The sequence below is a fragment of the Acinetobacter sp. ANC 4204 genome (assembly GCF_002135205.1).
GTDB lineage: Bacteria > Pseudomonadota > Gammaproteobacteria > Pseudomonadales > Moraxellaceae > Acinetobacter.
The window spans coordinates 42,144-68,938 of the sequence record NZ_NEFZ01000003.1; the positions used below are offsets into that span (position 1 = coordinate 42,144).

At 43.1% G+C, this 26,795-nt stretch carries 38 protein-coding genes and 1 pseudogene; 8 read left to right on the plus strand and 31 right to left on the minus strand.

The features are described from left to right. Positions 1-11: 11 nt before the first annotated feature. The 30 genes and pseudogenes from B9T36_RS07710 to B9T36_RS07855 all read right to left on the minus strand — a co-directional run bounded on the left by B9T36_RS07710 (position 12) and on the right by B9T36_RS07855 (position 16,255). On the minus strand, positions 12-1,502 hold the full coding sequence (locus B9T36_RS07710; RefSeq protein ID WP_086208946.1) for a flavin-containing monooxygenase: 1,491 nt from the start codon (positions 1,500-1,502) through the stop codon (positions 12-14). Between the two features lie 194 nt (positions 1,503-1,696). Continuing rightward, the gene (rplQ, locus tag B9T36_RS07715) at positions 1,697-2,062 is read right to left on the minus strand and encodes a 50S ribosomal protein L17 (RefSeq protein ID WP_004691290.1); all 366 of its coding nucleotides are present in this window, start codon (positions 2,060-2,062) and stop codon (positions 1,697-1,699) included. 18 nt (positions 2,063-2,080) lie between these two features. Next, positions 2,081-3,088 (minus strand): DNA-directed RNA polymerase subunit alpha, encoded by a 1,008-nt coding sequence (locus B9T36_RS07720; protein WP_004691292.1) that lies wholly within the window; start codon positions 3,086-3,088, stop codon positions 2,081-2,083. A 17-nt stretch (positions 3,089-3,105) separates the two neighbouring features. Beyond that, positions 3,106-3,732 (minus strand): 30S ribosomal protein S4, encoded by a 627-nt coding sequence (rpsD, locus tag B9T36_RS07725; protein ID WP_086208947.1) that lies wholly within the window; start codon positions 3,730-3,732, stop codon positions 3,106-3,108. Positions 3,733-3,744: 12 nt separating this feature from the next. Next, complete coding sequence (gene rpsK / locus B9T36_RS07730; RefSeq protein WP_004281491.1) at positions 3,745-4,131, minus strand: 30S ribosomal protein S11; 387 nt, start codon at positions 4,129-4,131, stop codon at positions 3,745-3,747. Between the two features lie 19 nt (positions 4,132-4,150). Continuing rightward, entirely contained in the window at positions 4,151-4,507 is a 357-nt protein-coding gene (gene rpsM / locus B9T36_RS07735) for a 30S ribosomal protein S13 (RefSeq protein ID WP_005012957.1), read from the minus strand. A gap of 107 nt (positions 4,508-4,614) precedes the next feature. Next, entirely contained in the window at positions 4,615-4,731 is a 117-nt protein-coding gene (gene rpmJ, locus B9T36_RS07740; protein WP_000867907.1) for a 50S ribosomal protein L36, read from the minus strand. A 19-nt stretch (positions 4,732-4,750) separates the two neighbouring features. Continuing rightward, positions 4,751-6,070 (minus strand): preprotein translocase subunit SecY, encoded by a 1,320-nt coding sequence (gene secY, locus B9T36_RS07745; RefSeq protein WP_171264445.1) that lies wholly within the window; start codon positions 6,068-6,070, stop codon positions 4,751-4,753. A 45-nt stretch (positions 6,071-6,115) separates the two neighbouring features. Then, positions 6,116-6,556 carry a 50S ribosomal protein L15 gene (gene rplO, locus B9T36_RS07750; protein WP_004691300.1) on the minus strand — a complete coding sequence of 147 codons (441 nt, stop codon included), beginning with the start codon at positions 6,554-6,556 and terminating at the stop codon, positions 6,116-6,118. Between the two features lie 3 nt (positions 6,557-6,559). Beyond that, on the minus strand, positions 6,560-6,736 hold the full coding sequence (gene rpmD, locus B9T36_RS07755) for a 50S ribosomal protein L30 (RefSeq protein ID WP_005012961.1): 177 nt from the start codon (positions 6,734-6,736) through the stop codon (positions 6,560-6,562). 6 nt (positions 6,737-6,742) lie between these two features. Beyond that, positions 6,743-7,240, minus strand: coding sequence for a 30S ribosomal protein S5 (rpsE, locus tag B9T36_RS07760; RefSeq protein WP_004691304.1), 498 nt, complete (start codon positions 7,238-7,240; stop codon positions 6,743-6,745). 2 nt (positions 7,241-7,242) lie between these two features. After that, a complete protein-coding gene (gene rplR, locus B9T36_RS07765) occupies positions 7,243-7,593 on the minus strand; it encodes a 50S ribosomal protein L18 (protein WP_004650473.1) in 351 nt (116 codons plus the stop codon). A gap of 14 nt (positions 7,594-7,607) precedes the next feature. Further along, positions 7,608-8,141 (minus strand): 50S ribosomal protein L6, encoded by a 534-nt coding sequence (gene rplF, locus B9T36_RS07770; RefSeq protein WP_086208949.1) that lies wholly within the window; start codon positions 8,139-8,141, stop codon positions 7,608-7,610. Positions 8,142-8,154: 13 nt separating this feature from the next. Next, entirely contained in the window at positions 8,155-8,550 is a 396-nt protein-coding gene (rpsH, locus tag B9T36_RS07775; RefSeq protein WP_004691308.1) for a 30S ribosomal protein S8, read from the minus strand. 12 nt (positions 8,551-8,562) lie between these two features. Beyond that, positions 8,563-8,868 (minus strand): 30S ribosomal protein S14, encoded by a 306-nt coding sequence (rpsN, locus tag B9T36_RS07780; protein WP_005180266.1) that lies wholly within the window; start codon positions 8,866-8,868, stop codon positions 8,563-8,565. A gap of 9 nt (positions 8,869-8,877) precedes the next feature. After that, complete coding sequence (gene rplE / locus B9T36_RS07785) at positions 8,878-9,414, minus strand: 50S ribosomal protein L5 (RefSeq protein WP_086208950.1); 537 nt, start codon at positions 9,412-9,414, stop codon at positions 8,878-8,880. 15 nt (positions 9,415-9,429) lie between these two features. Next, positions 9,430-9,747: a 50S ribosomal protein L24 gene (rplX, locus tag B9T36_RS07790; protein WP_086208951.1), complete on the minus strand. Its 318-nt coding sequence runs from the start codon at positions 9,745-9,747 to the stop codon at positions 9,430-9,432. 9 nt (positions 9,748-9,756) lie between these two features. Beyond that, on the minus strand, positions 9,757-10,125 hold the full coding sequence (gene rplN, locus B9T36_RS07795) for a 50S ribosomal protein L14 (RefSeq protein WP_004657680.1): 369 nt from the start codon (positions 10,123-10,125) through the stop codon (positions 9,757-9,759). A 92-nt stretch (positions 10,126-10,217) separates the two neighbouring features. Further along, complete coding sequence (rpsQ, locus tag B9T36_RS07800; protein ID WP_004691314.1) at positions 10,218-10,475, minus strand: 30S ribosomal protein S17; 258 nt, start codon at positions 10,473-10,475, stop codon at positions 10,218-10,220. After that, positions 10,472-10,669 (minus strand): 50S ribosomal protein L29, encoded by a 198-nt coding sequence (rpmC, locus tag B9T36_RS07805; RefSeq protein ID WP_004650482.1) that lies wholly within the window; start codon positions 10,667-10,669, stop codon positions 10,472-10,474. The genes rpsQ and rpmC overlap by 4 nt, the downstream gene beginning before the upstream one ends. Then, positions 10,669-11,082 carry a 50S ribosomal protein L16 gene (gene rplP / locus B9T36_RS07810; RefSeq protein ID WP_004691317.1) on the minus strand — a complete coding sequence of 138 codons (414 nt, stop codon included), beginning with the start codon at positions 11,080-11,082 and terminating at the stop codon, positions 10,669-10,671. Before rplP ends, rpmC begins: the two co-directional genes overlap by 1 nt. Next, a pseudogene (gene rpsC / locus B9T36_RS07815) lies at positions 11,022-11,838 on the minus strand (30S ribosomal protein S3). The gene rplP and the pseudogene rpsC overlap by 61 nt, the downstream one beginning before the upstream one ends. Position 11,839: 1 nt before the next feature. Further along, complete coding sequence (gene rplV / locus B9T36_RS07820) at positions 11,840-12,169, minus strand: 50S ribosomal protein L22 (protein ID WP_004691320.1); 330 nt, start codon at positions 12,167-12,169, stop codon at positions 11,840-11,842. A gap of 9 nt (positions 12,170-12,178) precedes the next feature. Further along, positions 12,179-12,454, minus strand: coding sequence for a 30S ribosomal protein S19 (rpsS, locus tag B9T36_RS07825; RefSeq protein WP_004281508.1), 276 nt, complete (start codon positions 12,452-12,454; stop codon positions 12,179-12,181). 19 nt (positions 12,455-12,473) lie between these two features. Continuing rightward, on the minus strand, positions 12,474-13,298 hold the full coding sequence (gene rplB, locus B9T36_RS07830) for a 50S ribosomal protein L2 (RefSeq protein ID WP_004691322.1): 825 nt from the start codon (positions 13,296-13,298) through the stop codon (positions 12,474-12,476). Positions 13,299-13,309: 11 nt separating this feature from the next. Then, positions 13,310-13,630: a 50S ribosomal protein L23 gene (gene rplW, locus B9T36_RS07835; protein WP_004691323.1), complete on the minus strand. Its 321-nt coding sequence runs from the start codon at positions 13,628-13,630 to the stop codon at positions 13,310-13,312. Further along, a complete protein-coding gene (rplD, locus tag B9T36_RS07840; protein WP_086208953.1) occupies positions 13,627-14,229 on the minus strand; it encodes a 50S ribosomal protein L4 in 603 nt (200 codons plus the stop codon). Before rplD ends, rplW begins: the two co-directional genes overlap by 4 nt. 11 nt (positions 14,230-14,240) lie before the next feature. Next, positions 14,241-14,879 (minus strand): 50S ribosomal protein L3, encoded by a 639-nt coding sequence (rplC, locus tag B9T36_RS07845; protein WP_086208954.1) that lies wholly within the window; start codon positions 14,877-14,879, stop codon positions 14,241-14,243. Positions 14,880-14,939: 60 nt separating this feature from the next. Further along, entirely contained in the window at positions 14,940-15,251 is a 312-nt protein-coding gene (gene rpsJ, locus B9T36_RS07850; protein WP_000070912.1) for a 30S ribosomal protein S10, read from the minus strand. A gap of 266 nt (positions 15,252-15,517) precedes the next feature. Then, positions 15,518-16,255, minus strand: a complete 738-nt coding sequence (locus B9T36_RS07855; RefSeq protein WP_086208955.1) for a type 1 glutamine amidotransferase — start codon at positions 16,253-16,255, stop codon at positions 15,518-15,520. Between the two features lie 147 nt (positions 16,256-16,402). Between B9T36_RS07855 and B9T36_RS07860 the strand changes: the two genes are divergently transcribed. The 8 genes from B9T36_RS07860 to B9T36_RS07895 all read left to right on the plus strand — a co-directional run bounded on the left by B9T36_RS07860 (position 16,403) and on the right by B9T36_RS07895 (position 25,444). Continuing rightward, positions 16,403-17,626: a PLP-dependent transferase gene (locus B9T36_RS07860; RefSeq protein WP_416202557.1), complete on the plus strand. Its 1,224-nt coding sequence runs from the start codon at positions 16,403-16,405 to the stop codon at positions 17,624-17,626. 8 nt (positions 17,627-17,634) lie between these two features. Further along, positions 17,635-19,215, plus strand: coding sequence for a helicase HerA-like domain-containing protein (locus B9T36_RS07865; RefSeq protein WP_086208957.1), 1,581 nt, complete (start codon positions 17,635-17,637; stop codon positions 19,213-19,215). A 196-nt stretch (positions 19,216-19,411) separates the two neighbouring features. Then, a complete protein-coding gene (locus tag B9T36_RS07870; protein ID WP_086208958.1) occupies positions 19,412-20,242 on the plus strand; it encodes an oxidoreductase in 831 nt (276 codons plus the stop codon). A gap of 101 nt (positions 20,243-20,343) precedes the next feature. Beyond that, positions 20,344-21,291 (plus strand): AraC family transcriptional regulator, encoded by a 948-nt coding sequence (locus B9T36_RS07875; protein ID WP_228146986.1) that lies wholly within the window; start codon positions 20,344-20,346, stop codon positions 21,289-21,291. Positions 21,292-21,630: 339 nt separating this feature from the next. Beyond that, complete coding sequence (hmpA, locus tag B9T36_RS07880; protein ID WP_086208960.1) at positions 21,631-22,839, plus strand: NO-inducible flavohemoprotein; 1,209 nt, start codon at positions 21,631-21,633, stop codon at positions 22,837-22,839. Between the two features lie 88 nt (positions 22,840-22,927). Next, positions 22,928-23,377 carry an RrF2 family transcriptional regulator gene (locus B9T36_RS07885; RefSeq protein ID WP_086208961.1) on the plus strand — a complete coding sequence of 150 codons (450 nt, stop codon included), beginning with the start codon at positions 22,928-22,930 and terminating at the stop codon, positions 23,375-23,377. 103 nt (positions 23,378-23,480) lie between these two features. Next, positions 23,481-24,359, plus strand: coding sequence for a ribosome biogenesis GTP-binding protein YihA/YsxC (gene yihA, locus B9T36_RS07890; protein WP_086208962.1), 879 nt, complete (start codon positions 23,481-23,483; stop codon positions 24,357-24,359). 140 nt (positions 24,360-24,499) lie between these two features. Continuing rightward, positions 24,500-25,444 carry a metal-dependent hydrolase gene (locus tag B9T36_RS07895; RefSeq protein WP_086208963.1) on the plus strand — a complete coding sequence of 315 codons (945 nt, stop codon included), beginning with the start codon at positions 24,500-24,502 and terminating at the stop codon, positions 25,442-25,444. A 53-nt stretch (positions 25,445-25,497) separates the two neighbouring features. On the opposite strand, the gene B9T36_RS07900 is transcribed toward B9T36_RS07895, so the two are convergent. Continuing rightward, the gene (locus tag B9T36_RS07900; protein WP_086208964.1) at positions 25,498-26,757 is read right to left on the minus strand and encodes a dicarboxylate/amino acid:cation symporter; all 1,260 of its coding nucleotides are present in this window, start codon (positions 26,755-26,757) and stop codon (positions 25,498-25,500) included. Positions 26,758-26,795 lie beyond the last annotated feature (38 nt).

Consider the following 26,795-nt stretch of genomic DNA (forward strand, 5'->3'; position numbering starts at 1 on the left):
CGTTTTGCAAGTTAGGACACTAGTTTGGGTTTCTGATCCAATGCTAGCTCACGTTTAGCAAATTTCAGTATACCATCCTCAAAAGAAGCATTCTTTAATGCTTTACGATCAGCTAAATAGTTATTCGACACTTTCCAAGGTGCATGCTTGCCTTGTTTTGGCATAACACCTGCTGCACGTGCGATATAACCAGAACTTAAACTTCCCATCACCGTATCTTGCATTAGCTCAGTCGCATCCCCTTGAGGAATCACTTCAGTCCATTGTTTTTGATCCATATAGTTGAGTAAACGACAAATGTATTCTGCGGCAATATCCACCTTTAAAGTCCAAGAGGCATTGATATAACCAATAATCATCGCCATATTCGGCACATCACTGACCATCACGCCTTGATACAACATATGTTTAGATGTGTCTAAAGGTTCGCCATCAATCGTTGCTTGAATGCCGCCCAAGATTTGAATTTCTAAACCTGTCGCTGAGACAACAATATCCGCCTCTAAATGCTGACCAGACTTTAATTGAATACCCGTTTCAGTAAAGCGCTCAATCTGATCTGTTTCAACACTGGCTTGACCTGAACGAAGAATTTTAAATAAATCACCGTCTGGCACCACACATAAGCGCTGATCCCACGGATTATAGTCAGGGGTAAAATGTTTCATATCCACTTTACCTTTGAGCTGCATCTTAATCGACTGTAACAGCAGTCGGCGTAGCAGTTTCGGTTGTTTCTGCGCGAGTGCATAAATTCCACGTTGCATCCCAATGTTACGCGCACGAGTCAGTTTATACGCTACATCTTCAGGTAACACTTTACGCATTTTGTCATATACAAAATCAATAGATGGCACTGAAGCAATATAGGTTGGCGAACGCTGTAACATGGTCACATGACTAGCCCCACCCTTGGCCATCGCAGGTACTAGCGTAATTGCTGTTGCGCCACTACCGATGATCACTACTTTTTTGCCGCGATAATCTAAGTTTTCAGGCCATAACTGTGGATGAATAAACTGCCCTTTGAATGCTTGTTGATTTGGAAACTCAGGTTGGAAACCATGATCATAGTTATAATAGCCTGTGCAACCAAACACAAAGTTTGCAATCCAGTTCTCTTTTTTACCTTTCGCATTCTCAATCACCACCTGCCATTTCTTTAGTGCAGAATCATAATTGGCGCTTAAAACACGATGCTTAAAATGAATTTTTTCTTTGAGCTTTTGTTCATCTATCACTTCGGATAAATAGCCTTTAATCGACGAACCATCAGCCAGTACACTCGCCTGCTGCCATGGTTTAAAATTAAAACCAAAGGTCGACATATCAGAATCAGAACGAATTCCGGGGTACTTAAATAGATCCCAAGTACCACCAAAGCTATCGCGACGTTCAATAATCTCAAAAGAACGTTGTGGGCAATGCTTGGTTAAATGTGCGGCAAGACCAATACCAGAAATACCAGCACCTACAATCAGTAAATCGACGTGCTTATCCATGTTGTTTTTATCCTGTCTTATATTCTGTTCTTATTAAACCACAAAGCTGACAATACACAATGTCAAGTTTAAGCATATTTCCCACAAAATATGTCAATACGGGTCAAAATAAAAAAATTGTTAAACAATAAGACATAAAAAAGACCGGTGAAACACCGGTCTTTTTTTAAGAACAACTGAATAGTTCTACGAAATTATTTAACTTCGCGATCTACTAGTTCAACGTAAGCCATCGGCGCAGCATCACCTGCACGGAAGCCCGCTTTAAGAACACGTAGATAACCGCCGTTACGTTCTTTGTAACGAGGGCCAAGAACGGTAAATAATTTACCAACAGTTGCTGCTGAACGAGTACGAGCAAACGCTAAGCGACGGTTTGCAACAGTATCGTTTTTAGCTAAAGTGATTAAAGGCTCAGCTACACGACGTAACTCTTTTGCTTTAGGCACAGTTGTTTTGATCAACTCGTGCTCAAACAAAGAGTTAGCCATGTTTTGAAACATCGCTTTACGATGGCTGCTGGTACGGCCTAATTTCACACCACTATTACGATGACGCATGGTGATAGTCCTACTTAATTAACGGCTACGATAGGCGAAACGATCGTCCATACGGAGACTAGCTGGTGGCCAGTTCTCTAAACGCATGCCGAGTTGTAAGCCTTTTGAAGCCAGAACATCTTTGATCTCAGTAAGCGATTTTTTACCAAGGTTAGGAGTTTTAAGTAACTCAACCTCAGTGCGCTGTACTAGATCACCAATGTAGTAAATGTTTTCTGCTTTCAAACAGTTAGCAGAACGAACAGTAAGCTCTAGATCATCTACTGGACGAAGCAAAATTGGATCAACTTCTTCACGAGGTTCTTGAGCAACAGGAGCTTGATCTTTCTGAAGATCAACAAAAATTGCAATTTGTTGTTGCAAGATTGTTGCCGCTTTGCGGATCGCTTCTTCTGGATCAACTGTACCATTGGTCTCAAGATCAATGACCAATTTATCAAGGTCTGTACGTTGTTCTACACGAGCGTTTTCCACTGTGTAAGACACACGTTTGATTGGGCTATAAGAAGCATCTAACTGTAAGCGACCTACAGGGCGAGTTTCGCCTTCCGGGAAACGCGAGTCAGAAGTTTCATAACCACGACCTTGAGAAACTTTCAAGCGCATTTTTAATGAGCCTGAAGCACTTAAAGTACCGATCAAATGTTCAGGGTTAACCACTTCAACATTATGAGGTAAACGAAGGTCAGCGGCAGTTACGTCGCCAGGACCTTGTTTCTCTAATGTCAAATAAGCTTCATTTTGATCGAACAGCTTAATAGACAATCCTTTTAGGTTCAGCAAGAGCTCGACGATGTCCTGCTGCAAGCCTTCCAAAGTACTGTACTCGTGCTCGACACCTTCAATCTCAACTTCAACCACAGCAGCGCCAGGCAAAGAAGAAAGAAGGATGCGACGTAAAGCATTGCCCAGAGTATGACCAAAGCCACGCTCTAAGGGTTCTAGAATAACTTTTGCCGAGGTCCCGCTAACCGCTTCGACCTTGATCGCTTGCGGAGTTAGAAACTCATTTGCAGTACGCGTCATTATTGCTACCTCAAGGATTATTTAGAATACAATTCTACAATCAAGCTTTCGTTGATTTCAGCAGGTAAATCTGAACGATCTGGTGCAGCTTTGAACGTACCTTCCAACTTAGAATGGTCAATTTCCATCCAAGCAGGGATACCACGTTGTGCAGCTAATTCAACTGCGTTTTTGATACGCAATTGTTGTTTAGCACCTTCATGTACAGCAATTACATCACCAGCTTTAACTTGGATTGACGCGATGTTAACACGACGGCCATTCAAAGTGATTGAGCGGTGAGATACTAACTGACGAGCTTCTGCGCGTGTAGAACCAAAACCCATGCGATAAACGACGTTATCAAGACGGCTTTCAAGCAATTTCAACAAGTTTTCACCTGTTGCGCCTTTAACACGAGCAGCTTCTTTATAGTAATTACTAAATTGACGCTCTAAAACACCGTACATACGACGTACTTTTTGTTTTTCACGTAATTGTAGTGAATACTCAGATTGTTTACCACCACGAGCTCCGCCATGTTGGCCAGGAGCTTTAGCAGCTTTTTTAGTTTTGACGTCAAATGGTTTAACGCCAGATTTTAATTGCAGGTCTGTCCCTTCGCGGCGAGAGAGTTTGCATTTTGGACCAATATAACGAGCCATGAATGTTTCTCCTTACACGCGACGTTTTTTAGGTGGACGGCAACCGTTGTGCGGGATTGGCGTCACATCGGTAATGCTGTTAATTTTATAACCCACTGCACCTAAAGCACGAACCGCAGACTCACGACCAGGACCAGGACCTTTTACAAGGACGTCCAAGTTTTTCAAACCGTAATCTAAAGCAGCTTTACCAGCAACTTCAGCAGCTACCTGAGCAGCAAACGGAGTTGATTTACGTGATCCACGGAAGCCTTGTCCACCAGAAGTAGCCCAAGCCAGTGCATTACCTTGACGATCGGTAATAGTCACAATGGTGTTATTAAAAGAAGCGTGAATGTGTGCAACACCTTCAGAGACGGTACGAGTGACCTTCTTGCGTGCGCGAGTATCTTTAGCCATCTTTTAGCTTCCAGAAATCTTATTTCTTAATAGGTTTGCGCGGACCTTTACGGGTACGTGCGTTAGTTTTGGTGCGTTGACCACGGACAGGCAAGCTGCGACGATGACGAAGACCGCGGTAGCAGCCTAAATCCATTAAACGTTTAATGTTCATGGAAATTTCGCGACGTAAATCACCTTCGGTTGGAACCTTAGCAACTTCTGCACGAATCGCATCAAGCTGAGCGTCATCTAATTCACGGATCTTAGTAGTAGTAGCGATGCCTGCAGCAGCTAAGATGTTCTTAGCAGTGTGGCGACCAATACCAAAGATGTACGTTAGAGAGATAACAGCATGCTTGTTATCCGGAATGTTTACACCGGCAATACGAGCCATTCAATTTTCTCCAAAAAGGCAGTTAAGACAATCAACCGCCCCACAAAAATCTTGAGGGGCGGATAATAACCTAATTAGCCTACTGAAATCAACAGGTCTTGATCAGATTAACCTTGACGCTGCTTATGACGAGGTTCTGCGCTACAAATTACGCGAATAACCCCATTACGACGGATAACTTTACAGCTACCACAAATTTTCTTTACAGAAGCTTGTACTTTCATGATGAAACCTCAAGTGCGCTTATCCCTTAGGATGAGCAGTCGTTTTTCTCATTAACGTTTGATTATCGTACTGATGCGAGGTGAGATGTGCTTGCAGCTGAGCCATAAAGTCCATCACTACCACCACAACAATCAGCAAAGATGTTCCACCTAAAGAAAATGGAATACCAAATGAGCTTTGTAAAATCATCGGCATTAAGCAAATGATGGTGATATAAATCGCACCAATAAATGTCAAACGGTTAAGAATATGATCTAAGTAACGAGCAGTTTGCTCACCTGGACGAATACCAGGTACATAAGCCCCGCTGCGTTTCAAGTTTTCCGATACTTCTTTCGGGCTAAATACAAGCGCTGTATAAAAGTAACAGAAAAAGATAATTAACGCACCAAAGAGCACCAAATACAACGGCTGACCAGGCGAAAGCACCAATGCCAAATCTTGCAAACTACGTTTGATAATACCCGCATTCGGATCTGCACTACCCACCCATTGCCCTAAGCTCGCAGGGAACAAAAGCAATGAACTTGCGAAAATCGCCGGGATCACACCCGCCATATTAATTTTTAATGGCAAATGCGACTGTTGTGCAGTAAACACACGACGTCCTTGTTGTTTTTGAGCATAGTTTACTGGAATACGACGTTGCGCCTTCTCAATAAACACAATTGCAGCTAATACAGCCAGAGATAACACACCAAAAATAACCAAGCCAATTAGACTGGTTTGACCATTATCTACTGATGATAGTGATTGCAGAATCAAATTCGGCAATCCTGCAACAATACCGGCGAAGATGATCATGGAAATACCATTCCCCACCCCACGTTCGGTAATTTGCTCACCCAACCACATCAAGAACATTGTACCTGCAACCAAAGAGGTTACAGCTGGTACGTAGAAAGCCAGACCTGCAGTTAAGGTAATGCCTTGACTGATCAGACCAGCACACATCCCAATTGCCTGCACAAGTGCAAGGAACAATGTACCTTGTCGCGTATACTGATTAATCTTACGCTTGCCTTGTTCGCCTTCTTTTTTTAAAGCTTCCAGCGAAGGAATAACTGTAGACATTAACTGCACGATAATCGATGCAGAAATGTACGGCATGATCCCAAGAGCAAGAATGGACATACGCTCTAATGCACCACCTGAAAACATGTTAAACAAACCAAGGATCGTGCCTTGGTTTGCATTAAAAAGATTTTCAAGTGCGGCATTATTAATGCCTGGTACTGGAATATGTGCTCCTAGTCGAAAAACCAATAATGCACCGATGAGAAACATCATACGGCGTATAATTTCACGGTATTTCACATGAAATGGCTGGCCTTTCATCATATTGACATGACCTGAAGAACTAGGAGACATAGACACTAGCGATTACTCCTCGACTTTACCGCCAGCAGCTTCAACAGCAGCTTTAGCGCCTTTAGTCACAGCAACACCTTGAACAGTGAATGCACGAGTAATTTCACCAGAAAGTACGATACGAGCACGTAACATATCTTTACGTACAACGTTTGCAGCTTTTAAAGTTTCTAGGCTAACGATGTCGCCTTCAACTTTAGTAAGCTCAGATAAACGTACTTCAGCAGTTTTTAAAGCGATTTGGCTAGTGAAACCGAATTTAGGTAAACGACGATATAACGCAGTTTGACCACCTTCAAAGCCCGGACGAGTACCACCGCTCTTACGTGAATTTTGACCTTTGACACCACGGCCACCAGTCTTACCAACGCCAGAACCGATACCACGGCCTAGACGACGATTTTCACGTTTTGCACCTTCAGCAGGTGCAAGCTCATTTAAACGCAGAGTCATGGCTTATTCCTCTACACTAACCATATAGTAGACTTGGTTGATCATACCACGGTTAGAAGGCGTATCTTGCACTTCTACAGTATGACCAATACGACGCAGACCTAAACCTTTAAGGCTAAGCTTGTGATTTTTCAAGCGATGCGATGAAGATTTAGTCTGGGTAACTTTAATCGTTTTCATGATTGATTACCCTTGAATTTGTTCTACTGTAAGACCACGTTTCGCAGCAACCTTCTCAGGAGAAGTCATATCACGCAGACCATTAAAAGTCGCGTTTACTACGTTCGCAGCGTTAGTAGAACCATAACATTTTGTTAATACGTTACGTACGCCAACAGCTTCTAGAACTGCACGCATAGCACCACCAGCGATTACACCAGTACCTTCAGAAGCAGGCTGCATGTAAACACGGCTTGCACCGTGACGCGCGTTAATAGGGTGTTGTACAGTACCGTTAACAAGGTCAACAGTAATCATGTTGCGACGAGCAGCTTCAAGTGCTTTAGAAATAGCAGCTGGAACTTCACGTGCTTTACCACGACCAAAACCTACACGACCATTACCATCACCTACCACAGTTAGTGCTGTGAAAGAGAAGATACGACCACCCTTAACAACTTTGGCTACACGATCAACGGCAACCAGCTTTTCAACAAGACCTTCGTTTTGTTCAACTTTAGCCATGATTAGAACTCCAAGCCGTTTTCACGAGCAGCATCAGCCAAGGCTTTGATACGACCATGATATTTGAAACCAGAACGGTCAAATGCAACTTTAGTAACACCAGCTGCTTTAGCGCGTTCTGCGATTAAAGCACCTACTTTAGTAGCTGCTTCAACGTTACCAGTTGTACCAGCACGTAAAGTAGCATCTAAAGTTGAAGCTTGCGCTAAAACTTTGCCACCATCTGCTGAGATAACTTGAGCATAGATGTGACGCGGAGTGCGGTTTACACACAAACGAGTCGCACCCAATGCACGAATGTGCAAGCGTGTGCTTTTCGCACGACGCAAACGGGATTGTTTCTTTTCGTTCATAAGAACCTCGCGCCTTATTTCTTCTTAGCTTCTTTACGAAGTACAACTTCGTCAGAATAACGAACACCTTTACCTTTATAAGGCTCTGGTGGACGGTAACCACGGATATCTGCAGCAACTTGACCTAAACGTGCTTTATCAGCAGATTTAAGAATAATTTCAGTTGCTGTAGGAGTTTCAGCAGTTACACCTTCAGGAAGCGTATAGTCGATCGGGTGAGAGAAACCAAGGTTAAGGTTAACAATGTTACCTTTAACCGCAGCTTTATAACCAACACCGATAAGTTGTAACTTACGTTCGAAGCCTTCGCTCACACCTTTTACAAGGTTGTTAAGCACAGCGCGAGCAGTACCAGCTTGCATCCAAGCGTCTTTCGACTCAGCTTTTGGAGCAATCGCTAGAATACCGTCTTCCTGTTTAAGCTCGACCAGCGCATGCAGGGTGAAAGACAAAGTACCTTTGCTACCTTTCACTTCGACCTGCCGGCCGTTCTGAGTAACTGTTACACCGTTAGGTACAGTTACTGGGGCTTTAGCCACACGAGACATGAGGAATCACCTATTAAGAAACAAAAGCAATAACTTCACCACCGATACCTGCAGCACGTGCAGCGCGATCAGTCATGATGCCTTTGCTTGTAGAAACAATTGCAATACCTAAACCTTGCTTAACGCTTGGAAGTGCATCTTTACCGCGATACTGACGTAGACCAGGACGGCTTACGCGTTTCACAGTTTCGATAACTGGTTTGCCTTCGAAATACTTTAAAGTCAAAGTAAGCGTCGCTTTGCCTTCAGCATCAGCAACTTCTACATTTGAAATGTAACCCTCTTGTTGAAGAACATTTGCAATTGCAACCTTCAACTTAGAGTTTGGCATAGAAACAGTTTGCTTCTTCGCCATTTGTGCGTTACGAACACGAGTTAACATGTCGGCAACGGTATCTTGCATACTCATCTATAGTGCTCCTTACCAGCTTGCCTTAACAACGCCCGGTACATCACCTTGCATTACTGTATCGCGTAATTTGTTACGGCTTAAACCGAACTTACGGAAGTAACCATGAGGACGACCAGTTAAACCACAACGGTTACGTAAACGTACTGGAGATGCATTACGTGGTAATGCTTGTAATTTCATCATCGCTTCGAAACGCTCTTCGTCGCTTGCATTTACGTTTGCAATAACAGCTTTTAATTCAGCACGTTTTGCAGCGTATTTAGCAACAGTAGCTTCGCGTTTCAATTCGCGATTAATCATACTTTTCTTAGCCATATCGACCTCTTATTTGAACGGGAAGCCGAATGCACGCATAAGCGCACGGCCTTCGTCATCGGTGCGAGCAGTCGTAGTGATGGTAATATCCATACCACGAATACGATCAATCTTATCAAAATCGATTTCAGGGAACATAATTTGTTCCTTAAGACCCATTGAGTAGTTACCACGACCATCAAATGATTTCGAAGAGAAACCACGGAAGTCACGGATACGAGGGATCGCAATCGAGATCAAACGGTCTAAGAATTCGTACATACGTTCGCCGCGTAAAGTAACTTTACAACCAATCGGCCAACCATCACGGATTTTGAAACCCGCGATTGATTTACGAGCTAATGTAAGAACTGGTTTTTGACCAGCGATAGCTTGCATATCAGCAAGAGCACCATCAAGGAGTTTTTTGTCAGCAGCAGCTGCGCCAACACCCATGTTGATCGTGATTTTAGTAATGCGAGGAATATCCATCACATTTTTAACGCCTAAAGTCTCTTGTAATTGAGCCTTAAGTTCGTCGTTGTAACGCGTTTTAAGTCTGGCCATTGCCTTTTCAACCTATTACTTCGCTACCGCCACTGATTCACCATTTGATTTATAAACACGAGTTTTCGCGCCATCAATCACTTGGTAACCAACACGGTCAGCCTTTTGGGTTGTAGCATTAAAAATTGCCACGTTAGAAATATGAAGCGAAGCTTCCTGTGTAACGACAGCGCCTTCAGCACCTGTTGCACGGTTTGGCTTTTGATGCTTCTTAACCAAGTTAAGGCCTTCAACCATAACACGGTCATTTGAAACAGACAGAACAGTACCCTGTTTGCCTTTTTCTTTACCTGCGATCACAATTACTTGATCGCCTTTTTTAATCTTAGCCATGATTGCCTCTTATAGAACTTCAGGAGCCAGTGAAATAATTTTCATGAACTGTTCAGTACGAAGTTCACGAGTCACTGGTCCGAAAATACGAGTTGCAATCGGCGCTTTGTTGTTGTTCAAAATAACAGCAGCGTTATCGTCGAAACGAATCACTGAACCGTCTGGACGACGGATACCGAATTTTGTACGTACAACTACAGCATTCATCACGTCACCTTTTTTAACACGTGCGCGTGGAATAGCTTCTTTTACAGTAACTTTAATAATGTCGCCAACAGAAGCATAACGACGATGTGAACCACCAAGTACTTTAATACATTGTACGCGGCGAGCACCACTATTGTCTGCTACGTCTAGCATACTTTCGGTTTGAATCATTGCCCTACTCCAAAACCGAGCATCACCGGTCACAATTTCGAAAGGCTCAAAGAGTACTCGAAATTAACCGATGATGCAACAGATACGTCTAATTACTCAGCAGCAGCTTCAACAACTTCAACTAGAGTCCAAGACTTAGTTTTAGAAATTGGGCGGCTTTCTTTGATAGTCACAACGTCGCCAGTTTTAGCTGTGTTGTTCTCATCGTGAGCGTGTAATTTAGTTGAACGGCGGATTGATTTGCCATACAACGGGTGTTGAACGCGGCGTTCGATAAGTACTACGATAGACTTGTCCATCTTGTCGCTTACTACTTTGCCGGTTAACGTGCGAACTGTTTGTTCACTCATTGTCCGTTCCCCTGTTTTTCGGTAAGGAGTGTCTTGATACGAGCAATTGTCTTACGAGTAAGCGCAACTTCATGCGATTTACCCAATTGACCAGTTGCTTTTGCCATACGAAGACGGAATTGGTTTAGCTGTTGCTCATCAAGCAAAGCTGTCAACTCTTCTACCGACTTTTCACGTAGATCTTTAGTTTTCATTACATTACCGTCCGAGTCACGATAGTGGTTTTAAACGGAAGTTTAGCAGCTGCAAGCGTAAACGCTTCGCGAGCCAATTCTTCGTTAACACCATCAATTTCGTACAAGACTTTACCTGGTTTGATTTGGCAAACCCAGTATTCCACAGAACCTTTACCTTTACCCATACGCACTTCAAGAGGCTTAGAAGTAATCGGCTTGTCTGGGAAAACACGGATAAAGATCTTACCACCACGTTTAATACGACGGCTGATTGTACGACGCGCTGCTTCAATTTGACGAGCAGTCATTTGACCACGCTCAACAGATTTAAGTGCGATTGTACCAAAAGATACCGAGCTACCGCGGTGAGCTAGACCAGTGTTACGGCCTTTCTGCACTTTACGGAATTTAGTACGTTTAGGTTGTAACATGGATTATTCTCCTTTTTCAGCAGAACGATCATTGCGACGACCACGACGCTCTTGACCTTCACCACGACCACGACCACGTTTAGCTGGACGTTCTTCAGCTGGAGCTGGGTTCATGACTTGTTTCATGCCACCCAAGATCTCACCACGGAAGATCCAAACTTTAACACCAATGGTACCGTAAGTCGTTTCAGCACGCATAGTTGCATAGTCGATGTCTGCACGAAGTGTATGCAAAGGTACACGACCCTCACGATACCATTCAGTACGAGCAATCTCAGCACCACCTAAACGGCCTGATACTTCAACTTTAATACCTTTAGCACCAGCACGCATTGTGTTTTGAACCGCACGCTTCATAGCACGACGGAACATTACACGTTTTTCTAATTGAGAAGCGATTGCTTCAGCAACTAAACGAGCGTCTAAGTCTGGGCGATCAATTTCATTGATACTTACTTGCGCTGGAATACCCATAATCTGAGTAAGTTCACGCTGTAATTTCTCAATATCTTCGCCTTTTTTACCGATCACGATACCAGGACGTGCAGTGCTAATTGTTACTTTAGCAGCGCCCGTAGGACGTTCGATAAGAATATTGCTGATCATCGCATTCTTAAGTTTTTTAGTTAAAAACTCACGAACTTGAAGATCTTTAAGCAAGTATTCAGCGTATTGTTTCGGACTCGCATACCAGTTGGCGTTATGACGTTTTACAACACCAAGGCGGATACCGATTGGATGAACCTTCTGACCCATATCAAACCCCTACCTTAACGGTAATGTGACAAGTACGCTTAGTAATACGATCTGCACGGCCTTTAGCACGTGGCATAATACGCTTAAGGCTAGTGCCTTCATCAACGTAAATCGTAGTAACCTTAAGGTCGTCTACATCTAAACTGTTATTGTGTTCAGCGTTTGCAATCGCAGATTCCAATGCTTTTTTAACCAAAACTGCAGCTTTTTTGTTGCTAAAGTTAAGAATATTAAGCGCGTGAGCAACAGATTTGCCACGGATTAGGTCTGCAACCAAACGAGTTTTTTGTGCCGAGATAGCGGCACCGCGTAATTTAGCAGTAACTTCCATCATAGCACCTTAACGTTTAGATTTCTTGTCAACACCGTGACCACGATAGGTACGAGTTGGCGCGAATTCACCAAGTTTGTGACCAACCATATGTTCAGATACGATCACTGGAACATGGTTACGGCCATTATGTACAGAAATTGTTAAACCAACAAAATCTGGGAGGATCATCGAACGACGCGACCAAGTTTTGATCGGCTTACGGTTATTAGCCGCGATAGCCGCTTCAACCTTAGCGAACAAGTGCGCATCGACGAATGGGCCTTTTTTCAGAGAACGAGGCATTGTCAGATTCCTTTACTTGTTACTTAACGCGACGGTCGCGAATAATCATCTTAGTCGTACGCTTATTGGTACGTGTTTTGTACCCTTTAGCTTTTTGACCCCATGGGCTTACAGGTTGAATACCTTTGCTACGACCTTCACCACCACCGTGCGGGTGATCTACTGGGTTCATCGCCATACCACGAACGGTAGGACGAACGCCACGCCAGCGTGCTGCACCTGCTTTACCAAGTGAACGAAGGTTGCTTTCTTGGTTAGAAACTTCACCAAGAACTGCACGGCACTCAACGTGAATTTTACGCATTTCACCAGAACGTAAACGAACGATGGCGTAAGAACCGTCACGACCCAACAACTGAACTGAAGTACCAGCAGAACGAGCTAATTGCGCGCCTTTACCAATTTTAAGTTCAATGTTGTGAAGAGTAGAACCGATAGGCATGTTGCGAAGCGGTAAACAGTTACCTGGACGAATTGGTGCATCGTTACCAGATTGAACTTTATCGCCAGCGCGAAGGCCTTTAGGCGCGATGATGTAGCGACGCTCACCATCAGCATACAATACTAGTGCAATGTGTGCTGTACGGTTAGGATCGTATTCAATACGCTCTACAGTTGCAGGAATACCATCTTTGTTACGTTTGAAGTCAACTAGACGATAGTGCTGCTTGTGACCGCCACCAACGTGACGAGTCGTGATGTGACCGTTGTTATTACGACCACCAGTACGTTTTTTAGCTTCAACCAACGGAGCATAAGGCGCGCCTTTGTGAAGATGGTCGTGAACGACTTTCTCTACAAAGCGACGTCCAGGAGACGTTGGCTTACATTTTTGAATTGGCATAATTCTCGTCCTTATTCCGCTGCGCTTTCAGCGGTATCGCCCAAGTCAGCCATTTCAACATCTTGGCCAGCTTTCAGGGTGACGTATGCTTTTTTAACATCAGAACGACGTCCTAATGTTTTACCAAAGCGTTTAGTCTTACCTTTAGTGATCGTTGTGTTAACTTTAACAACTTGAACACCAAACAATTGCTCAACCGCTTTTTTGATTTCAAGTTTGTTTGCATCAAGTGCAACTTTAAAAACTTGAACACCAGCAGTTTCACCTAAAACTTGTGCTTTTTCTGAGAATACAGGTCCTTGTAGGACTTGATAGATACGTTCGTTGTTCATCCGAGTTCTACCTCAATTTTCTTAGCAGCAGCTACAGACATAACAACTTTATCGAACGCGATCAAGCTAACAGGATCGATAGCAGCAGCATCAACCACATCAACGTGTGGAATGTTGCGCGCTGCAAGGTATAGATTCTCATCTACAGCTTCTGTAACGATCAATGCGCGAGTAGCATTCAAGTCGTTAAGTTTTGCAAGCAACTCTTTAGTTTTTGGAGCAGCAACAGCAAACTCTTCAACTAATACTAGACGATCTTGGCGAACAAGTTCAGCTAAGATACATTGCATTGCACCGCGGTACATTTTGCGGTTAACTTTTTGAGACCAATCTTGTGGGCGAGCAGCAAAAGTTTTACCACCACCTACCCAGATTGGGCTACGAATAGAACCCGCACGAGCGCGACCAGTACCTTTTTGACGGAATGGTTTTTTACCACCGCCAGAAACGTCTGCACGTGATTTCTGAGCTTTTGAACCTTGACGGCCACCAGCTAAATAAGCGGTAACAACTTGGTGTACAAGAGCTTCATTGAATTCACGACCGAACGCAACTTCTGATAATTCAACAGCAGAGCCGGAAACAGTATTTAAATTCACGTTATTTCCCCTCAGGCCTTGATCGTAGGACGAACAGTTACGTCACCGCCAGTAGCGCCAGGAATCGCACCTTTTACTACTAAAACTGAACGTTCTGCGTCGATAGATACAATTTCTAGACCCTGTACAGTTACGCGTTCAGCACCTAAATGGCCAGCCATTTTTTTGCCTTTGAATACGCGACCAGGAGTCTGGTTTTGACCTGTAGAACCTAGAACACGGTGAGAAACTGAGTTACCGTGAGTTGCGTCTTGCGTACGGAAGTTCCAACGCTTAACACCACCTTGGAAACCTTTACCTTTCGACTGGCCAGTTACGTCAACAACTTGACCCACTGTAAACAAGTCTACACCGATAGTTCCACCAACTTCACGACCTTCAAGATCAGCTTCTGTTGCACGGAATTCTTGAACTAAACGACCAGCAGCAACACCCGCTTTAGCGAAGTGACCTTTCTGAGCGTTAGTTACGCGAGATTCGCGACGTTCACCAGTAGTGATTTGAATCGCTTGATAACCATCAGTTTCAAGCGTTTTGATTTGAGTGATGCGGTTAGGATCAACCTCAATCACTGTAACAGGCACAGAAACACCAGCATCTGTAAAGATACGTGTCATACCGCACTTGCGACCGACTAAACCAATAGCCATGTGCATAAACCTCTAAAAAAGCGACCTAATTAACTTAGAGAGTTAATTAACCCGAAAGCCTTAACCCAATGCGATCTGAACATCAACACCAGCTGCAAGATCCAACTTCATCAATGCATCTACAGTTTTGTCTGTAGGTTGAACGATGTCGATCAAACGTTTGTAAGTGCGGATCTCGTATTGGTCACGCGCATCTTTATTAACGTGTGGTGATGTTAAAACGTTAAAACGTTCAATGCGTGTAGGCATTGGAATTGGACCACAAACCTGTGCACCAGTACGTTTTGCTGTTTCTACGATTTCTTGAGCTGATTGATCAATTAGACGGTGATCAAAAGACTTAAGACGGATACGAATTCTCTGGTTAGACATACCAGTAAACTCCAAGCCAAATATATAAAGAATCACTCTTGACGCATCTCACCCCACTATTTAAGGTAAGTGTCAAGAGCAGTGAAATATCACTAAGGTCATGATCGATGCCACGACTGTCACGATGTTAACTACTTTATTCGTAGCCAACCCCCTTTCATTAAAGGGTCGCTCATTATAGCCATTGTTTAATGCATAAGCAAATTGATTTTCGAGTTTTTACAATATTTTCAATTTGTTTGCATTTTCAGTAGCTTAAAAAATCATCAATATATTGTTTGTCGGAGCACATATTCAATAGCCCTGTTAAGAATCTGATTTCCTTCAATAAAATTTAATTTAGGTGTTTTTTTCAATTCTGTTTCCGCGGTGACATAACGCCCTGAAAATTTACTCAACTCATCATCATTCTCTAAAAACAAGTCTAATGTTTCAGGTGTGATTTCTGGGTGAAACTGAAAACCCAATACGTTTTTGCCAATTTGGTACATTTGATTACGACAGATGGTATTTTCTGCCAAATGAATAGCCCCTTTAGGAATTTCAAACGTTTCACTATGCCATTGCATTACATTAAATTGTTCTGGTAGCTCAAAACATTCTATTGGCACATGTTGAATTTTCCGTACTGTTGTCCAACCTAGTTCCTGTTGTTCATTTCGACTCACAGCAGCCCCAAGTGCATTTGCAATCAACTGCCCCCCTAAGCATAGCCCAATGACAGGTTTACCTGATGCCAAATACCGACGTAACCAACGTTTTTCTATCTTTAGCCATGGATAATTTACTTCATCATTAACGCTCATTGTTCCCCCCATAATGATAAGTAAATCCACATCTTCAATGTTGGGTAAAGCTTCAATTTCCAGAGCCTGATCAACGGGTAATGCAAAAAACTCCGTTGCACTTATAACAGCACCTTGCTTTTTCAAATATTCATAACAACTACCGAACCCTTCACCAGCAATATGCTGAAAATAATGTACTTTTAAATGCGACTTCATGCGCTTAAGCCTTCTTTTATGCTATCTCTTCAGATGGTTTAGCAAAATTGAAGCCAACTTTTTTATTTTGCTGAGCTTTACTTACATTTACTCAATTTTCTAGCCTATTTCATCACTTTCTCTTAAGCTAAAACAATTTAGCGCTTTATGTTGAGTCGATTCGTGAAGAAAAATCCGCAAACCGCTTTAATCCATGCACCAAGACAAGCCCCGCAATCCATTTCAACCATTCAACCTCCCCTCTATCGTGCATCAACGATCATTTTTAAAAATACCGATGCACTATTTAATCGCCATTGGACAGATGAATATGATTACAGTTATGGCACCCATGGCACTCCTACCACATTCACATTGGGCGATAACATTGCACAAATTGAAGGGGGTAAATATTGCTTACTGGCACCCAGTGGTTTATCCGCCATTAATCTAGTCAATTCATGTTTTCTCAGTCAGGGTGATGAAGTTTGGGTTGCAGACAATATTTACGGTCCGAACATGGAGCATCTGCGCAATCTGGAAAAGCGCTATGACATTACGGTCAAAGTCTATAACGCCATTGATGTGAACTCATTTCAGCCAACGGAAAAAGCAAAACTAATCTGGTTAGAGGCAGCAGGCTCAGTCACTTTAGAGTTTCCCAATTTAGCTGGACTTGTTAAAAAGGCACAAGCACATAACATACTCACCGCTTTGGATAATACTTGGGGAGCAGGTCTTGCCTTTAATGCTTTTGATTTTAGTGATGCACATTTAAGTGTCGATATGACCGTACATGCCCTAACCAAGTACCCCAGCGGTGGCGGTGATATCTTGATGGGTTCTGTGGTCACACGTAAGCAACATTTGCACCATCAATTATTTCGAATGCATGCCATTCAAGGCATTTGTGTATCGGGAGATGATGTTGCTCAAGTGCAGCGCAGTCTGGCCTCGATGCGTGTTCGCTATGCTGCACAGTCGCAAAGTGCAATACAACTCCTCACTTGGCTAAAGCAACGACCTGAATTTGTACAAGTTTTACACCCAGCAGATCCGAATACTGCAGGTCACTCCTTTTGGAAAGATATTTGCATAGAACAACACAGTGCAGGTTTGGTCAGTGTGATTTTTAAACCAGAGTTTAACTTACAAGATATTCGTCATTTTTGTGATGCCTTGTCTTTGTTTAAACTGGGTTTTAGCTGGGGTGGTCCCGTCAGTTTAGTGATGCTCTATGATCTCAAAGACATGCGTCTGCTTGAACATACACATTTACAACAAGGTTTATTGGTTCGCTTTTGTATAGGACTGGAACATCCTAACGATTTAATTCAAGATATAGAAAACGCACTAAAACAATTGAATAGCCATCACAAGAAAACCGAATAGGAAGAAATATGAGTACACCGATTATCATTGCAAAAAAAACCAGTGATACCCAACAAGACGTGGTTCTACATTCAAAATTTGCTAACCGCCATGGCTTAATTGCTGGTGCAACAGGGACAGGCAAAACCATCACTTTAAAAGTATTAGCTGAAAGTTTTTCACGACTCGGTGTACCCGTGTTTCTGGCTGATGCCAAAGGTGATGTTTCAAGCTTAGCCCAAGCAGGAACAGCCAATCCTAAGTTTGATGAACGTATCAAAAGCTTAGGTATTGATAGTATTCCGTTTGCCGCATCCCCTGTAGTGTTTTGGGATTTATTTGCTGAACAAGGTCATCCTATTCGTACAACAATTACAGAAATTGGCCCATTACTTCTAGCGCGCATGCTGAATTTAAATGATACTCAGGAAGGTGTCCTTTCTGCGGTGTTTCGTATTGCGGATGATCAAGGTCTACTATTGATCGACTTTAAAGACTTAAAAGCCATGATTAGCTATGTCAGCGAACATGCTGCTGAGTTTAAAGCAGAATATGGCAATCTATCGCCTGCTAGTCTTGGTGCCATTCAGCGCAATTTACTGGCTCTAGCCGACCAAGGTGGTGATCAATTCTTTGGTGAACCTAGCTTAAATATTCTCGACTTTATTCAAACCGACAGTAATGGACACGGCTATATCAATATTTTAGCTGCAGACAAGCTGATGAATACGCCGAAGTTGTATGCAACCTTTTTATTGTGGATGCTCTCCGAACTGTTTGAACAGCTCCCTGAAGTGGGTGATATGGACAAGCCTAAACTGGTGTTCTTCTTTGATGAAGCGCATTTATTGTTTGATAATGCCAGTGCAGCACTACAAGAAAAAATTGAACAGGTGGTCCGTCTAATTCGATCTAAAGGTGTGGGGATCTACTTTGTCACCCAAAATCCTCTTGATTTACCCGAAAGCGTTTTGGGGCAGTTGGGTAACCGTATTCAGCATGCGTTGCGTGCTTTCACCCCAAAAGACCAAAAGGCTGTAAAAACAGCAGCAGATACCTTCCGTGCCAATCCTGAATTTAAGGTTGAACAAGCCATTACCGAACTAGCTGTCGGGGAAGCGCTGATTAGCTGCCTTGATGAGCAAGGTACACCGCAAATTGTAGAACGTGCATGGGTCATGCCTCCCTACTCATCGTTCAGCCCGATTAGCCCTGAACAACGTCAGGTCTTAATCTCACAAAGTATTGTCGCTGGCATTTATGAGAAAACATTAGACCGCGAAAGTGCCTTTGAATTGTTACAAAACAAAGTCGCTGAACGCCAACAACAAGCGGTACAGATAGAGCAAGAAAAACAACAAGCCAAAGAACAAGAGCAGCTCGCAAAACAACAAGCCAAAGAAGCGGAAGCAATTGCCAAACAACAAGCGCGTGAACAGGAGCGTGTTGCCAAAGAACAGCAAAAAGAAGCTGAGCGCTCAGCTAAACAGCGTGAGAAGCTAATTCAAGACACAGTCGGAACCTTTGCCAAAAGTGCAGCACGTAGTCTGGGTGGCAGTACTGGACAGAAAATTATGCGTGGTATTTTAGGGTCTATTTTTGGTAAGTAATGCGCGCCTAACTGCTTACAACCTTCATTCAACGTCACCAATTTTTGGTGACGTTTTTTATGTACGACGATTAAATACTCCATTACAACATGACGTCATCTGCATATAACTTGGCATGATCGGATGTCAGAAAGCTGGACTCAATCACTAAAATTCAATCATCAAGTTAGATCAACAAAGTATTGAGGATAGTGAAATGAATAAAGCCCAAGAACAAGTGGTATTAATTACAGGCGCATCATCAGGCATGGGTAGAGCATTTACACGCGCCTTATTACAACAAGGCGCCCTCGTATATGCTGTAGCACGTCGTCTTGAAGCAATGAATGAGCTAAAAATACTCGGCGCTCGTACATTAAAAATGGACATCAGCCGATCTGAAGATATTCATCAAGTCATCCAACAGATTGAACGAGAAACCCAAGGTGTCGATATCCTGATTAACTGTGCAGGATTTGGCTTATACGGTGCCATGGAAGATACGTCGATTGCAGACGCCCGCTATCAATTTGAAGTGAATCTGTTTGGCATGGCTGAATTGACCCAACAAGTTTTGCCCGCCATGCGCCAAAAAAATAAAGGGCGCATCATCAACATCTCCTCTATGGGTGGCAAAATTTATACGCCGCTCGGCAGTTGGTATCATGCCAGTAAACATGCTGTTGAAGGCTGGTCAGATTGCCTACGTCTAGAGCTGAAAGCTTTTAATATTGATGTGGTTGTGATCGAACCCGGTGCGATTAATACTGAATTTGCCGACGTCATGCTCCAACCCATGCTCTCACGTTCAGGTACAGGTGCTTATGCCCACATGGCGCAATCGGTTGCCCATGCTACCAATGAATCGGTGCGTAAAGGTGAGCTCTCAGATGTACAAGTCGTGGTCGATATGTTGATAAAAGCCGTTAATGCAAAGCAACCAAAGACCCGATATGTGGGTGGCAAGTATGCCAAACTCATGATTTTTGTGCGCAAATGGTTTGGGGATCGTATTTTCGATATGATGGTCATGTCAGTCGTTAAATAAAGCCAGCGACTCATTCACATGAAATCGCAATATCTAATGCAGGGGTTGCCGCCATGAAATATGCAACAAAGTTTGTACTGCAACCTAATTGGAGGCTTTTTTTGATCGATTTAGGCATCCGACCTGAAGATGTAGTTCGACAAGCTGCCCTGCCATTAGATGCGTTTAACCGTGAAAAAATGGAACTCACACCACAACATTATTTTCAATTTTGGGAAGCTGTTGAGCATATTGCAAATATTGAGCATTTACCGCTTAAAATCGGGCAAATGCTCTCAGTAGAACTTTTCGATCCCGCCATTTTTGCGTGTATATGCAGCCCCAATTTAAGCGTTGCTTTGGAACGCATAGCGCTGTTTAAAAAATTGATTGGTCCTATTCATCTAAATACAGCGACCGATGCTCAGCAAATGCGCTTAGACATTGAGTTCTATCAAGTCGGCGCAGCCATTCCCCAAAGTCTGATACTGACAGAATTGGTCTTTTTTACGCAGTTGGCACGATTATGCCTGCGTAGCCATATTATACCACTAGCAATCACTTTACCTGAGCTCCCCGAACAACTCGCGCCCTATCGAGACTACTTTGGTGTCACCCCAAAGAAAGGCTCAAAAATTTCGATCAGTTTTTCACACGTAGACTGCACCAAACCCTTCTTGACAGCAAACCCAACCATGTGGGCATTTTTTGAGCCCAATCTCAGACAAAATCTGCTGAATTTAAACAATGCGGTGCAAACCCAAGAAAAAGTAAAAACAATTTTACTAGAAAATTTACCTGCTGGATTTAGCCGAATTGAGGATGTCGCAGAAAAACTGGCGCTCAGTAAGCGTAGCTTACAACGACTTTTAGAGGAAGAGCAGACCAACTTCCAAAGCATTTTGGATAACACGCGCCAAGCTCTAGCCGAACACTATCTCACCTGCTCCTCAATTAGCCCTAGTGAGGTCTCTTATCTACTCGGTTTTCAAGAAGTGAACTCTTTTGCTCGCGCCTTTAAAAAATGGACAGGCGAAACTCCCTATGCTTTTCGACATCGCTATTCATAATCAAATAATAAAAAGACCTCTTAATGAATTAATACCTCACGCCTTGTCACCATTGAACACTAAAGAAAATCTACGTAATCAGTTGAAGAAACGCTAAATGAAACATCAATTCCATATAATGTTTCATAGAAATATAAAACATTCCTATAGGCGCAATAATAAACATCCCAAAAGAGCAATCTAAGATATTTAAAATGTTAAAGAATTCACCATCACATCAAAAAAATTTCTATATGCCTGAAAATATTTTATCCTTTTAGCATAAAGATGTATTTACATTACATCTTTAAAGGTATATTTTTAATACATCTTATAAATGATAGCCAAGAGAGATCAACCATGACTCCGCAGCAAATTGACCTTGTAAAAGCAACTGTTCCTGTCCTCCGTGAAAACGGTGTCGCGCTCACAGGTTATTTTTATAACCGCATGTTAGGTAATAACCCTGCTTTAAAAGAAACCTTTAATATGGGTCACCAACGCAGCGGTGCTCAAGCTCAAGCTTTGGCTGGCGCAGTGTTAGCTTATGCCGAAAACATTGAAGATCCTTCAGTATTGCTTCCAGTGGTTGAGCTGATTGCACATAAACATGTGAGCTTGAATATTCAAGCTCCTGATTACAATATTGTTGGGGAAAATCTGCTACATTCCATCAGCGAAGTTTTAAGTATTTCAATGGAAGACCCTTTAATTGGTGCGTGGGCTGCTGCTTATGGTCAGTTGGCTGACTTATTCATTAGCACCGAAAAGGCAATTTATGAACAGCATCAACAAACCAAAGGAAGTTGGTTAGGCTGGCGCAACTTTAAAATCGCGAAAAAAGTGGTTGAAAGTGAAGAAATCACGTCTTTCTATCTTGCCCCTGTAGACGGTGGTGATTTACCACAATATGAAGCGGGTCAGTACATTTCAGTACGTGTATTTGTTGAAGAACTTGGCCTAAAACAACCACGCCAATACACCCTTTCAACGAGTCCTCAAGCAGATTATTTACGCATCTCAGTTAAACGTGAAGATGAAAAAGGCGACTTGGTTGCAGGCTGGGTTTCAAATACTCTACATGGTCTGGACGTTGGTGCCGAAATTGAAGTCTCTGCACCAACAGGTAACTTCTACCTGATTGATCCAAACAAACGTAATGTCTTTATTAGTGGTGGTGTGGGTCTCACCCCAATGGTGGCAATGCTGAATCAATTGGTGACTTTAGATATGCCTGAGCCTGTAACCTTCATTCATGCATGTCGTAGTAAACAAGTGCATGCCATGAAACAGCACATTCATGACTTAAAAGCGAAGTACCCTCGCCTAAGTACCTTTACTGCTTACGAGTTTCCACATCAAAGTGATATTTTAGGTCAAGACTTTGATGCGAAAGGTCGTCTTGATTTGAGTACCATTGATAGTGCGATCCTACCAACGCAAGCAGATTATTATTTATGTGGTCCAATGCCATTTATGGCTGAGCAACAAAAAGCTCTGATTGCCCGTGGTGTTCCTGCCGAAAATATCCACAGTGAAGCTTTTGGTACAGGTGGTGTTCATCACTAACTGATGCCATCGGCATAAAATAGAGTGGGTTAGTCAGGTTATGCTAGACTAGCCCTTTGTTTTTTGCGTATCGACGATTAATACCCTCATGCAGCTCAATAAATTTACAGATTATGCTTTGCGAATTCTGATGTATGTCTCTCAGCCGAAAGCGCTGCCACATACCATTGCAGAACTGGCTCAAGCACTTCAAGTGTCTGAAAATCACTTGATGAAAATCGTGCATTTTATGGCAAAGCAGCAATGGATTATTACCGCACGCGGTCGTGGTGGTGGGATTCGACTCAACCCAGAAACCCTACATTTAAGACTAGGGCAGATTGTGCGGGTTTTACAAGCCGATCAAAACATAGTTGAATGCAATACCCCGCCCTGTGTACTCCGCTCTAACTGTGGTCTGAAAGGTATTTTAGATAATGCCTTAGATGAGTTTTACAACAGCTTAGACCAATACACCCTAGCTGATGTGCTTGGTACCCCTTCGCAGAATAAGTTTGCAACACACTCCCCGATTAGCTTGATCAATCTTGTAGACTGAAGTCTTTTCTCGACAAGATTGCCGACTTTATGTTGCAAAGGTCGATTGCCTGCCCGACTTCTATTATAATGGCTGATTGTAGATCATAAATTGAAGTTGAGTTATGCACCACAGCCGAGGAAAATCCAAAAACAGTAAGATTGCTGCTGCCCCAAAGCAAAAAATTAGCTATGAAAAAAAGGTAGATTCTGCAGTTACTGAATATGCTGTGCGCGCTCTCAACTGGTTGCGTAAAGCAGAGTTTTTAATGAGTGCCCCGAAGCTCAATCTTTGTGTTGAAGATACAGGTTATGAAATTGCCTTTGCGGGTCGTTCAAATGCAGGTAAGTCTAGTGCTATCAATGCCTTAACCAACCAAAAGCAATTGGCTCGTGCCTCGAAAAGACCAGGTCGCACCCAGATGATTAACTTTTTCAGTCTAGGGAATCCTGACCAACGTCTGGTCGACTTACCCGGTTATGGTTATGCAGCCGTGCCTGAAGCGATGAAAATCGTGTGGCAAAAAGAGTTAGAAAACTACCTAATTCAACGTAAAAGCTTACAAGGTTTAGTCTTGTTGATGGATATTCGTCATCCGCTACAGCACTTTGACGTGATGATGTTGGAATGGGCTTATTCGCGTAAATTGTTTGTGCATGTACTACTCACCAAGTCCGACAAACTCAACCGTGGCCCTGCCTCTAAAGCATTACAAGAAGTTAAAGCCCAATTGAAAAAGATGAAACTTGATTTCTCGATTCAATTATTCTCCTCCCTCAACAAACAAGGCCTAGAAGAACTGGCGAGTGTGATGGGCGGACGCCTCAATTTTACGTTAGACCAAGCCCAACACTTTGACTTAAGCACCATTCCAGATGCGACAGCCGATGAGCTGGATGCAGACGAATTCGATGAAGATACTGAAGTCGCTATGGATATTGACGCTGAAGATCATATTGAAACTAAAGGCGATGTTGAGGCCAAACCACAGTCTGAGGCTTAAGTTTTAAACACCATTCGATAAAAGCATCATCTATTGCTGTATCTGTGTCCCCTATTGCTAATCACAATCGGGGACTTTTTTTTATACTGAATTTATTCAACTCGTGAAAAAGTTCAACACATATAAAAATAGGTCAGCATATGAAATTATGGTCTCGATTGAAAAAAAACAAAATTCGCTCCTCGATTGCCTACACCATTAAGCCCCGCAAAGTTAAATTTGAATGGCAAGACAGCCCGATTGATTGGATTCCCAACCAACCTTTTGCCAGCTATTTCATCAATGAAATTAATATGATCCTACCCGCAGGTGAGTTCTGGTTCTGCCGCCTCTACAACAAAGTCTTACCGCAAATTAGCGATGAAAAGCTGAAGCAAGATGTACAAGCCTTTATCCGCCAAGAAGCCATGCATGCGCAAGCACACAACTCAGCCAATAAAGAGTATCTCAGCCAAAGAAAGATTGATGTCTCCCGTAATCTAGAGTTTATGGATTTCTTATTTGGAAAATTACTGGCCGATAAACCCCTTGATCTAACTGTACCCAAAGCACTTGAACACCAGTGGGATCTGTTTCGACTTGGCATTATTGCGACGGTGGAACACATGACCTGCGTACTTGGCAAATATGCACTGTATAACACTGAATGGGAGAAAATGGGCGCAGACCCTGCTATGCTGGACTTAGTGAAATGGCACGGCGCAGAAGAAATTGAACACCGTACCGTCGCATTTGATTTGTACCGACATTTAGGCGGTGGCTATATTGCACGTTATTATTTGAGTCTCGTCGTGATTGCTGCCGTTCTCGGTTTATGGGTCGATGGTGCAGCCCATATTATGAAACAAGATGACCGCTTTAAGTCGATTCAACCCAGTCTGTTTAAACCTTGGATTTGGCGTGAATGGTTCTCTATTTCCAAGCGGAATCATCAAGTACTACCAAGCCCGCTCTGGTTAGTGTCACAACAGTTCGGCTATTTGGTGCCATGGTATGACCCTGTACACGAAGCCAAAACAGAAGATGCGATTACCTACTTAGACCAATCCCCTGCGGCAAAACGTGCCATGCTCAAAGTCGCTTAAATCCAAAATAAAAAAGCAGCTCAATCGGCTGCTTTTTTATTCTAGAGCAAGACTTAAGATGAATTTGATAAATTCGGTAAAGGTGCATCCAGATCTTGGGTATGTCGATCGACCACCACACTAATCATCATGTCGCCTTGTACATTGACCACGGTACGCACAGTATCCAGTAAGCGATCAATCGGCAATAAAATCGCAATCGCTTCCGCAGGAAGCCCGACAGACTGCAAGACCATAATCATGGTGACCATACCTGCACTCGGAATCCCGGGAGCTCCTAAAGAAGCAATCATCGCGGTCAGACACACCACCAACTGTTGACTCAAGGTCAAATCGAGTCCCATCAAGTTGGCAATAAACAAAGCTGCCGCCGCCTCATATAGTGCAGTACCATCCATATTGAGCTGCGTCCCCAATGGAATCACAAAGCCCGCCGTTTGCGGACGTACACCGAGATTTTCTTGCGCACATTTCAGTGATAAAGGCATAGTCGCCGAGCTTGAACTGGTGGCAAAAGCAGTAATTAAGGCCACACGCGTGCCTTTAAAAAAGGTGATCGGATTCATCTTGCCAAAAATCCACAGCAATAGCGGCAAAACCACCAGACCATGAAAAATGGTGGTGCCTGTTACCACAGCCGCAAACTCGGCCAAACGGCTCAATACCGAGATGTCTTCAGTGGCAATCAATTTGGCAAGTAAGGCAAAAATTCCTAGTGGTGCAAGCTTCATCACCCACCCAATCATCAGCATCATGATGTCAAAGAACTGCTGACTCAGCTTACGCACGGTACGGAATTGCTCTCCACCTTTAACCAGTGCCACACCTATGAACAACGCAAAAACCACCACCGCCAAAACATTGCCTTCGGCAAAAGCTTTAAACGGGTTAATCAACGTATTTTGAATAAAGTTGGTGAAGAACGAAGATGGAGTGAGGGTATCTGGAGTTTGATGATTCGCCATGGCATCTTGGAACATCGCGATATCGACACCTTTGCCGACTTCAAATAAATGCGCGCAGCTTAAACCCAATATCAAGGCCAATGTCGTGGTGGTGACACAGCATGCCACCGTAATTTTCCAAACACGGGAGAGCTGCCCGCCCGCCTGTAAGTTGGATACCCCCACCACAATTGAGCTAAAAATGAGGGGAATCAGAAGCATTTTTAATAAACCGATAAAAATACTACTGACCACTCCAATTCCATACAAACTCATTTCTAAAAAAGCGGTTTCAGGAAATAGATTTAAAACAAACCCGAAGATGACCCCAAAGATCGCTGCAATTAGAATTTGCGTGTTTAAGCTCATAGATTCATGCTTTTCAAAGATTTCTTTGGGAAACTATG

Coding starts and splice junctions, on each gene's coding strand:
- B9T36_RS07710 (WP_086208946.1), bottom strand. CDS start 1,502: ATGGATAAGCACGTCGATTTACTGATTGTAGGTGCTGGTATTTCTGGT.
- rplQ (WP_004691290.1), bottom strand. CDS start 2,062: ATGCGTCATCGTAATAGTGGTGTGAAATTAGGCCGTACCAGCAGCCAT.
- B9T36_RS07720 (WP_004691292.1), bottom strand. CDS start 3,088: ATGACGCGTACTGCAAATGAGTTTCTAACTCCGCAAGCGATCAAGGTC.
- rpsD (WP_086208947.1), bottom strand. CDS start 3,732: ATGGCTCGTTATATTGGTCCAAAATGCAAACTCTCTCGCCGCGAAGGG.
- rpsK (WP_004281491.1), bottom strand. CDS start 4,131: ATGGCTAAAGATACTCGCGCACGCAAGAAGGTCACTCGTACCGTCTCT.
- rpsM (WP_005012957.1), bottom strand. CDS start 4,507: ATGGCTCGTATTGCCGGTGTAAACATTCCGGATAACAAGCATGCTGTT.
- rpmJ (WP_000867907.1), bottom strand. CDS start 4,731: ATGAAAGTACAAGCTTCTGTAAAGAAAATTTGTGGTAGCTGTAAAGTT.
- secY (WP_171264445.1), bottom strand. CDS start 6,070: ATGAAAGGCCAGCCATTTCATGTGAAATACCGTGAAATTATACGCCGT.
- rplO (WP_004691300.1), bottom strand. CDS start 6,556: ATGACTCTGCGTTTAAATGAGCTTGCACCTGCTGAAGGTGCAAAACGT.
- rpmD (WP_005012961.1), bottom strand. CDS start 6,736: ATGAAAACGATTAAAGTTACCCAGACTAAATCTTCATCGCATCGCTTG.
- rpsE (WP_004691304.1), bottom strand. CDS start 7,240: ATGGCTAAAGTTGAACAAAACGAAGGTCTTGTTGAAAAGCTGGTTGCC.
- rplR (WP_004650473.1), bottom strand. CDS start 7,593: ATGAACGAAAAGAAACAATCCCGTTTGCGTCGTGCGAAAAGCACACGC.
- rplF (WP_086208949.1), bottom strand. CDS start 8,141: ATGTCTCGTGTGGCTAAAGCCCCAGTAACTGTACCTAACGGTGTAACA.
- rpsH (WP_004691308.1), bottom strand. CDS start 8,550: ATGAGTATGCAAGATACCGTTGCCGACATGTTAACTCGTGTTCGTAAC.
- rpsN (WP_005180266.1), bottom strand. CDS start 8,868: ATGGCTAAGAAAAGTATGATTAATCGCGAATTGAAACGCGAAGCTACT.
- rplE (WP_086208950.1), bottom strand. CDS start 9,414: ATGGCCAGACTTAAAACGCGTTACAACGACGAACTTAAGGCTCAATTA.
- rplX (WP_086208951.1), bottom strand. CDS start 9,747: ATGGCTAAGATTAAAAAAGGCGATCAAGTAATTGTGATCGCAGGTAAA.
- rplN (WP_004657680.1), bottom strand. CDS start 10,125: ATGATTCAAACCGAAAGTATGCTAGACGTAGCAGACAATAGTGGTGCT.
- rpsQ (WP_004691314.1), bottom strand. CDS start 10,475: ATGAGTGAACAAACAGTTCGCACGTTAACCGGCAAAGTAGTAAGCGAC.
- rpmC (WP_004650482.1), bottom strand. CDS start 10,669: ATGAAAACTAAAGATCTACGTGAAAAGTCGGTAGAAGAGTTGACAGCT.
- rplP (WP_004691317.1), bottom strand. CDS start 11,082: ATGTTACAACCTAAACGTACTAAATTCCGTAAAGTGCAGAAAGGCCGT.
- rplV (WP_004691320.1), bottom strand. CDS start 12,169: ATGGAAGTTACTGCTAAATTACGCGGTGCCGCTATCTCGGCACAAAAA.
- rpsS (WP_004281508.1), bottom strand. CDS start 12,454: ATGCCTCGTTCTCTGAAAAAAGGCCCATTCGTCGATGCGCACTTGTTC.
- rplB (WP_004691322.1), bottom strand. CDS start 13,298: ATGCCAATTCAAAAATGTAAGCCAACGTCTCCTGGACGTCGCTTTGTA.
- rplW (WP_004691323.1), bottom strand. CDS start 13,630: ATGAACAACGAACGTATCTATCAAGTCCTACAAGGACCTGTATTCTCA.
- rplC (WP_086208954.1), bottom strand. CDS start 14,879: ATGGCTATTGGTTTAGTCGGTCGCAAGTGCGGTATGACACGTATCTTT.
- rpsJ (WP_000070912.1), bottom strand. CDS start 15,251: ATGTCTAACCAGAGAATTCGTATCCGTCTTAAGTCTTTTGATCACCGT.
- B9T36_RS07855 (WP_086208955.1), bottom strand. CDS start 16,255: ATGAAGTCGCATTTAAAAGTACATTATTTTCAGCATATTGCTGGTGAA.
- B9T36_RS07860 (WP_416202557.1), top strand. CDS start 16,403: ATGTTGAGTCGATTCGTGAAGAAAAATCCGCAAACCGCTTTAATCCAT.
- B9T36_RS07865 (WP_086208957.1), top strand. CDS start 17,635: ATGAGTACACCGATTATCATTGCAAAAAAAACCAGTGATACCCAACAA.
- B9T36_RS07870 (WP_086208958.1), top strand. CDS start 19,412: ATGAATAAAGCCCAAGAACAAGTGGTATTAATTACAGGCGCATCATCA.
- hmpA (WP_086208960.1), top strand. CDS start 21,631: ATGACTCCGCAGCAAATTGACCTTGTAAAAGCAACTGTTCCTGTCCTC.
- B9T36_RS07885 (WP_086208961.1), top strand. CDS start 22,928: ATGCAGCTCAATAAATTTACAGATTATGCTTTGCGAATTCTGATGTAT.
- yihA (WP_086208962.1), top strand. CDS start 23,481: ATGCACCACAGCCGAGGAAAATCCAAAAACAGTAAGATTGCTGCTGCC.
- B9T36_RS07895 (WP_086208963.1), top strand. CDS start 24,500: ATGAAATTATGGTCTCGATTGAAAAAAAACAAAATTCGCTCCTCGATT.
- B9T36_RS07900 (WP_086208964.1), bottom strand. CDS start 26,757: ATGAGCTTAAACACGCAAATTCTAATTGCAGCGATCTTTGGGGTCATC.